At 48.5% G+C, this 7,002-nt stretch carries 5 protein-coding genes and 1 riboswitch; of the genes, 4 read left to right on the forward strand and 1 reads right to left on the reverse strand.

Annotated features, from left to right (window positions below):
• Positions 1 to 240 precede the first annotated feature (240 nt).
• Positions 241 to 444, forward strand: a riboswitch (cobalamin riboswitch).
• A 292-nt stretch (positions 445 to 736) separates the two neighbouring features.
• A complete protein-coding gene (locus HQ48_RS09330; RefSeq protein WP_160225884.1) occupies positions 737 to 874 on the reverse strand; it encodes a hypothetical protein in 138 nt (45 codons plus the stop codon).
• A gap of 877 nt (positions 875 to 1,751) precedes the next feature.
• On the opposite strand from HQ48_RS09330, the gene gpmA reads away from it, so the two are divergent.
• From gpmA to HQ48_RS01875, 4 genes are all read left to right on the forward strand, one after another.
• Positions 1,752 to 2,498, forward strand: coding sequence for a 2,3-diphosphoglycerate-dependent phosphoglycerate mutase (gene gpmA, locus HQ48_RS01860; protein WP_044189552.1), 747 nt, complete (start codon positions 1,752 to 1,754; stop codon positions 2,496 to 2,498).
• Positions 2,499 to 2,839: 341 nt separating this feature from the next.
• Positions 2,840 to 3,553 carry a fumarate reductase gene (locus HQ48_RS01865; protein ID WP_044189555.1) on the forward strand — a complete coding sequence of 238 codons (714 nt, stop codon included), beginning with the start codon at positions 2,840 to 2,842 and terminating at the stop codon, positions 3,551 to 3,553.
• A 37-nt stretch (positions 3,554 to 3,590) separates the two neighbouring features.
• Entirely contained in the window at positions 3,591 to 5,534 is a 1,944-nt protein-coding gene (locus HQ48_RS01870; protein ID WP_044231427.1) for a fumarate reductase/succinate dehydrogenase flavoprotein subunit, read from the forward strand.
• Positions 5,535 to 5,555: 21 nt separating this feature from the next.
• The gene (locus tag HQ48_RS01875; protein WP_044231428.1) at positions 5,556 to 6,311 is read left to right on the forward strand and encodes a succinate dehydrogenase/fumarate reductase iron-sulfur subunit; all 756 of its coding nucleotides are present in this window, start codon (positions 5,556 to 5,558) and stop codon (positions 6,309 to 6,311) included.
• Positions 6,312 to 7,002 lie beyond the last annotated feature (691 nt).

Below are 7,002 nucleotides of genomic sequence, written 5' to 3' on the forward strand. Positions count from 1 at the left end.
ATTGGCTCAACCCCTTTTGCATGTTTAGTAGAATGCCTCAAGTGCGAGCCTCTAAGTTAATGCTATGAGTCCCTATGAGTCGAAAGCATTGCTGGGGTGGTACTGGCTCATTATGGTACACTACCTATTTGCTTAGAGGAGAGATCGCCCTTGGGTAGTGCTGAGGCAAAGTTTTTGAGGGTGGTACACTGCATAAAAAGTGATGAACAATTGTTATGTTGAATTATTTATCTAATTTTGTCACCGTTGAGCAGTAAAAGTCTGCATTTGCAGGCTTTGCAAGGGAATCCAGTGTAAGTCTGGAACAGTACCCGCTACTGTAAATTCGTCTACTCCTATAGGGGTGGTAAACTTGGTGCACCAAAAGTCACTGGCCATAGGCTGGGAAGACGCATCAGGCTATGCGGATAAGTCAGGAGACCTGCTGTTTGACTATGATGCCACAATCTCGGGAATAAGATTGGACGCGGAAATCATCACAGTATCTACGGAGTGCCTCCTGCACCTGTACTACTCGATGTGCATATAAGCCTAGGCTGGATATGCAGATGCGACTATGCTCTTCCCCTGTTGCGGACTGATTGACTTGCGAGCATAGAGCCGGGTAGTGTTTATGACAGCAGACTATTTTTTGCCACTGACGTATCTCCTCACAGCCATTGGGGTACGGATGGATGTATGCATGGTAGTAGCGTCGTGTCCTGATTGATGATTATCCAACCTATAACCTACCTTACTACTCTGTTTGAGGACGCACTCCCTCGCTCATAGCTCCAAGATGTATCGTGCGTGACAGCCCTAGATGCCCCCAAGCCTCAAGCCATAGAGCTAGAGCTTGGGGTCGGAGATGGTGTGTGGCTTTGACATCGTGCATTATCCAGTCTGTCCGACAAACTCCACTCCTATACCCTTCTCGTATAGGCTTTCATTAACCAAAGCAAAAAAGACAGATACTGGCTACCTAGGCTAGGTGCATCTCTTTGGGCCGAGAGGCTCGGAGTAGCTGTGCCTAGCCTTAAATATATACGCCTCCCTTGCTGCGTTAGCCTCCTAGAGGTGTGTATGCGACTCTTGGCTACAGCCAGATGCATCAATCAGCCCTGCTTGTTTTTCATCACTTTGGTTAAATAGTGTAAATGGATTACGCATAAATTTGAGTGAATAGGGGAGTAGTTTCTAAAGACTGTCAGCGTGTTTGCTGCAAATTAATGGGGAGATTTTTGGGGATCTATGGGCTAACTTGCTTGAGTGTGTCCACCAATTCCAAAGGATTGATGGGGAGAAATGCCAAAAGTAGAGTAAGAAAGTTCTGGAGGTGTTTGATGTGATGTTTTATGTGTTTGTTTATTAGGTAGTTGTGTGGCGTCTGTTTTCCATGGGTGTTTTCATGGGGGTAAGGGTTAGCCACCCAAGTGAAGTTGGATGCAGCCTCGGGCTTCCTAGGGGGCAAATACGAGGTGTGGGGTGTTTGTCCTCTCTCTGTCGGTGACCGATGTGTAGGTGTATCAAAGTTCACCTGAGATGTATTTATTTGTTAAAGCTCGGTCTTGTGCTGTCTTACTCAATGCTTAGATGTGGCATGCTCTTTTTGCTCGGGTTTGCTCTGGGTGGCTGGTCTAGAGTATAGAGATGATAGCTTGGCCGTAGTGGTATTGATCTGCCCTGTGTCCTATGCTGATTCGGCAAAATAATAGTACCTTTGTGTCTGTATAAGCGAGTTATATCAATATCACCACATAACGTAATTAGAAATGAAGAGAATTGTATTGATCCGTCACGGCGAAAGCGTGTGGAACAAGGAGAACCGCTTCACCGGTTGGACCAACGTAGATCTATCAGAGAAGGGTGTTGAGGAAGCCAAGAAGGCTGGTGAGCTGCTCAAGAAAGAGGGCTTCCGCTTCAGTAAGGCCTATACATCTTATCTCAAGCGTGCCATCAAGACGCTCAACCAGATCCTCGATGTCATGGACCTCGACTGGATCCCAGTAGAGAAGAGCTGGCGTCTGAATGAGAAACACTATGGTATGCTCCAAGGACTCAACAAGGCAGAGACTGCAGAGAAGTATGGCGACGAACAGGTACTCATCTGGCGTCGTAGCTACGATGTGCCTCCTACTCCACTAGAGAAGGCCGACGAGCGTAGCCCATTTGCAGACCCACGCTATGCGGGCGTTGTGCCTGCCTATCTGCCCCTAACGGAGGCTCTCTGCCACTGCGTAGATCGTACGCTCCCTTACTGGCAGAATAACATCTTCCCCTCGCTCGTAGAGCATGACGATGTGCTGGTAGCTGCTCACGGCAATAGCCTTCGTGGTATCATTAAGGTACTCAAGGGTATCAGTGACGAGGACATCATCGCCCTCAACCTACCAACGGCTGTTCCTTATGTGTTTGAGTTCGACGATGAGCTAAACCTCGTTAAGGACTATTTCCTAGGCGACCCAGAGGAGATCAAGAAGTTGATGGAGGCTGTAGCCAACCAAGGCAAGAAGAAATAATTACCCCTTAGATTGATGCCATAGCTCGTTTTTGGGCTCGGATCTAGAGGTCGCTAAGATACTCAAGCTAGGTCATACACAATCCACGTGTATGGCCTAGCTTGTTTCGTATAGGGAGGGCCTAGTTTGTTCAGTCAATCAGAAATATACCTAATCAAGGGGAGCGATAGAATATAATTGGGGCTTTTTTTCGCTATTTATGGCTGTAATATACCTAAATGGTTTATCTTTGTCCTCGGAAAGCGGTTAGGTCAGATTGTGCTTTGGTTAATGTGCTCTACTAATGCGCTAAAAGAGGAGTTCTGTGTTGGAATAAACTTTAATTTAATAAATAGTTGTTTATGTCGTGGTTAATTAAATCTTCGATTGGCCGTAAGCTGGTGATGAGTATCTCTGGTCTTGCGTTGATCTTGTTTCTGACCTTCCACATGTCCATGAACCTCGTGGCTCTGTTCTCGGAGGAAGGCTACAACATGATCTGTGAATTTCTAGGAGCAAACTGGTATGCACTCGTAGCAACCAAAGCGCTCGCACTACTCTTCCTTGTGCACATCATCTATGCGCTGATCCTGACTATGCAGAACCGCAAGGCTCGTGGCAATAGTGCATACGGTGTCGTAGACAAGCCCAAGGGAGTGGAGTGGGCGTCGCAGAATATGATGGTGCTTGGCGTGATCGTGTTACTAGGTCTAGGTCTACACATGTTCAATTTCTGGGCTAAGATGCAGCTAGCAGAGCTACAGCATATTCATGATCTTGGTATTCCCGGAGTGAATGGCCCTACGGACGGAGCTGGCCTCATTCGCTACACGTTCTCCAACCCAGTTTATGTGCTACTCTATCTCGTATGGCTCGCCGCTCTGTGGTTTCATCTAGCACATGGCTTCTGGAGCTCTCTACATACCATCGGCTGGAACAACAATACTTGGCTCAAGCGTCTGGAGACAATCTCCAACATCTACGCTACTGTACTTGTCCTAGGCTTTGCCCTCGTGGTGGTTTACTTCTTCCTGCAATCTCTCTGTGCTGGTAGTATGTCTTGCCCATTTGCATAAGCTCACTTAGTGTTTTACCCAAAGATACATGACTATTATGTCTAAGATAAACTCCAAAATACCACAGGGCCCATTGGCCGAGAAGTGGACGAACTACAAGAATCATCAGAAACTTGTAAACCCTGCCAATAAGCGTCGCCTAGATGTGATCGTGGTAGGTACGGGTCTAGCAGGGGCTTCGGCTGCTGCATCACTTGGTGAGATGGGCTTCAATGTCCTTAACTTCTGTATCCAAGACTCTCCTCGTCGTGCACACTCAATCGCCGCTCAGGGAGGTATCAACGCAGCTAAGAACTATCAAAACGACGGCGACTCTGTCTATCGCCTCTTCTACGATACGATCAAGGGTGGCGACTACCGTGCTCGTGAGGCCAACGTTTATCGCCTTGCCGAGGTGGCTAACTCTATTATTGACCAATGTGTGGCTCAGGGTGTGCCTTTCGCTCGTGAGTACGGAGGCTTGCTAGACAACCGCTCATTCGGTGGTGCTCAGGTATCCCGTACATTCTACGCTCGTGGCCAGACGGGTCAGCAGCTTCTCCTCGGTGCTTATTCTGCGCTTAGCCGCCAAGTAGGTAAGGGCGCCGTGAAGCTCTACACGCGCTACGAGATGCTCGATCTCGTGATGATTGATGGCCGTGCTCGTGGTATCATCGCCCGCAACCTCGTGACGGGTAAGATCGAGCGCTTCGCTGCTCATGCTGTAGTAATCGGTACTGGTGGCTATGGTAACGCCTTCTTCCTCTCAACCAATGCTATGGCTTCCAACGGCTCGGCTGCTTGGCAGTGCTACAAGAAGGGGGCTTATTTCGCCAATCCATGTATGGCGCAGATCCACCCAACTTGTATCCCCGTACACGGCGAGTTCCAGTCTAAGCTCACGCTGATGTCCGAGTCGCTACGTAACGACGGACGTATCTGGGTGCCCAAGAAGCTAGAGGACGCCAAGAAACTACAGGAAGGCAAGATTCGCCCAACTGAGATCAAGGAAGAGGATCGCGATTATTATCTAGAGCGTCGCTACCCTGCTTTCGGTAACCTCGTGCCACGTGACGTGGCTAGCCGTGCAGCCAAGGAGCGCTGCGATGCAGGCTATGGGGTAAACAATACAGGTCTTGCCGTATTCCTAGACTTCTCGTCTGCTATCCAGCGCCTCGGCAAGGACGTGGTGGAGGCTCGCTACGGCAACCTCTTCCAGATGTACGAGAAGATTACCAACGACAATCCTTACGAAACGCCTATGATGATCTACCCTGCTATCCACTACACGATGGGTGGTATCTGGGTAGACTACGAGCTGATGACCTCTATCCCCGGTCTATTCGCCATCGGTGAGGCCAACTTCTCCGACCATGGTGCCAACCGCCTAGGAGCTTCGGCGCTGATGCAGGGCTTGGCAGACGGCTACTTCGTACTGCCCTACACAATTCAGAACTATCTGGCAGACCAGATTCAAGTGCCACGCTTCAGCACAGACCGCAAGGAGTTTGACGAGGCTGAGCAGGGCATCAAGGATCGCATTGCTCGCCTAATGGGTATCAAGGGCCAGCAGAGCGTAGACAGCCTACACAAGAAACTCGGCCACATTATGTGGGATTTCGTAGGTATGGGACGTGAGAAGGCAGGTCTAGAGAAGGCTATCCAAGACCTCAAGAAGCTCAAGAAGGAGTTCTGGAACGATGTGCGTATTCCCGGCGAAGCCAACGACCTTAATGTAGAGCTCGAGAAGGCACTTCGTCTAGCGGACTTCATCGAGATCGGTGAGCTGATGGCACACGATGCCCTCGACCGAGAGGAGAGCTGCGGTGGTCACTTCCGTCTAGAGCATCAGACCGAGGAGGGAGAGGCACTTCGCCACGATGAGCTGTTCTCATACGTATCATGTTGGGAATATCAAGGCGAGGACAAGGATCCTGTCATGAACAAGGAGCCACTCGACTACGAATTCGTTGTGCGTCAGCAGCGTAACTATAAGAACTAATTCCCCTAACTGAATAAACTCATGGACAAGAATATAAACATCAAAGTAAAGGTTTGGCGTCAGAGAGGTCCTCAGGCTAAGGGGGCATTCGAGACTTACGAACTGCAAAATATCTCGCAGGGTAGCTCATTCCTTGAGATGATGGACGTACTCAATGAGCAGCTCATTCGTCAGGGCAAGGAGCCCGTAGTTTTCGACCACGACTGTCGTGAGGGTATCTGCGGTATGTGCTCGCTTTATATTAATGGTCACCCACACGGGCCTGATGATAGTATCACGACTTGTCAGCTACACATGCGCCGTTTCAACGATGGCGATACTATCACCGTAGAGCCATGGCGTTCGGCTGGTTTCCCTGTGATCCGCGACCTTATGGTAGACCGTACTGCCTATGACAAGATTATCCAAGCTGGTGGTTTCGTTTCGGTAAATACTGGTGGTGTACCCGATGCCAACGCTATTCCTATCCCCAAGAAGGACGCCGATATGGCTATGGACGCCGCCGCTTGTATCGGTTGTGGTGCTTGTGCCGCTGCTTGTAAGAATGGCTCTGCGATGCTCTTCGTATCGGCTAAGGTTAGCCAGCTAGCCCTCCTGCCACAGGGTAAGGTAGAGGCTGCTCGCCGTGCTAAGGCTATGGTCGCCAAGATGGACGAGCTAGGCTTCGGTAACTGTACGAATACACGTGCCTGCGAAGTGGAGTGCCCCAAGAACATCTCCATTAGCAATATCGCTCGCCTGAATCGCGAGTTCATCAGCGCAAAATTCAAAGACTAAGTTTAGTTAGGTTGGATAAGAGAGGGCGGTGTGTCGAGGTGTGAGCTTCGGCGTACCGCCCTCTTGCTTCTCGTACTGTATAACTTTGCTCGGGCGTCCATCCTTCTTTATCAAACGCAGGGACTCTGTTCGCTGCCTATAGTGACAGTTTTGGGCCTTTAAGATACGTCTATGCCCTGTCGTCGTACTTTGCCTTCGCTTTTTTTATTGTTTTTGGGGGTTTTTCTGCAAATTTTTCTTAGGTTCTAATTATTTGATATTTATTGTTTTGTTTGTGTTTTAGTGGAGTGTGGTAAAAATATTTTGCTGTAATATTTGGTTTGTAATAAAGTTTTGCTCNTATTGTTTTGTTTGTGTTTTAGTGGAGTGTGGTAAAAATATTTTGCTGTAATATTTGGTTTGTAATAAAGTTTTGCTCTATCTTTGCAACCGCAAACGAGACGGATAGTGCCTCTCTAGCGAGTGGGGCAGTTTCGAGAGAAAAAACTTAAGATAGCTTGAGCGGGGAGACCTGCGAAAAGCGCCATAAGAGATCTTTGAGATATTTGATATTGACAATTACAGAAGTGTAGTACAAGAACGTTTAGAAACAAATCTAACCGTCAATTTATTACAGGGAATTCAGTAAATTAATTAGGCAACATCCTAAGGGCGTTAAAACAGAAACAAACAAATCAAAAATATGACAGTG

The organism is Porphyromonas sp. COT-290 OH3588, assembly GCF_000769075.1.
Lineage (GTDB): Bacteria > Bacteroidota > Bacteroidia > Bacteroidales > Porphyromonadaceae > Porphyromonas.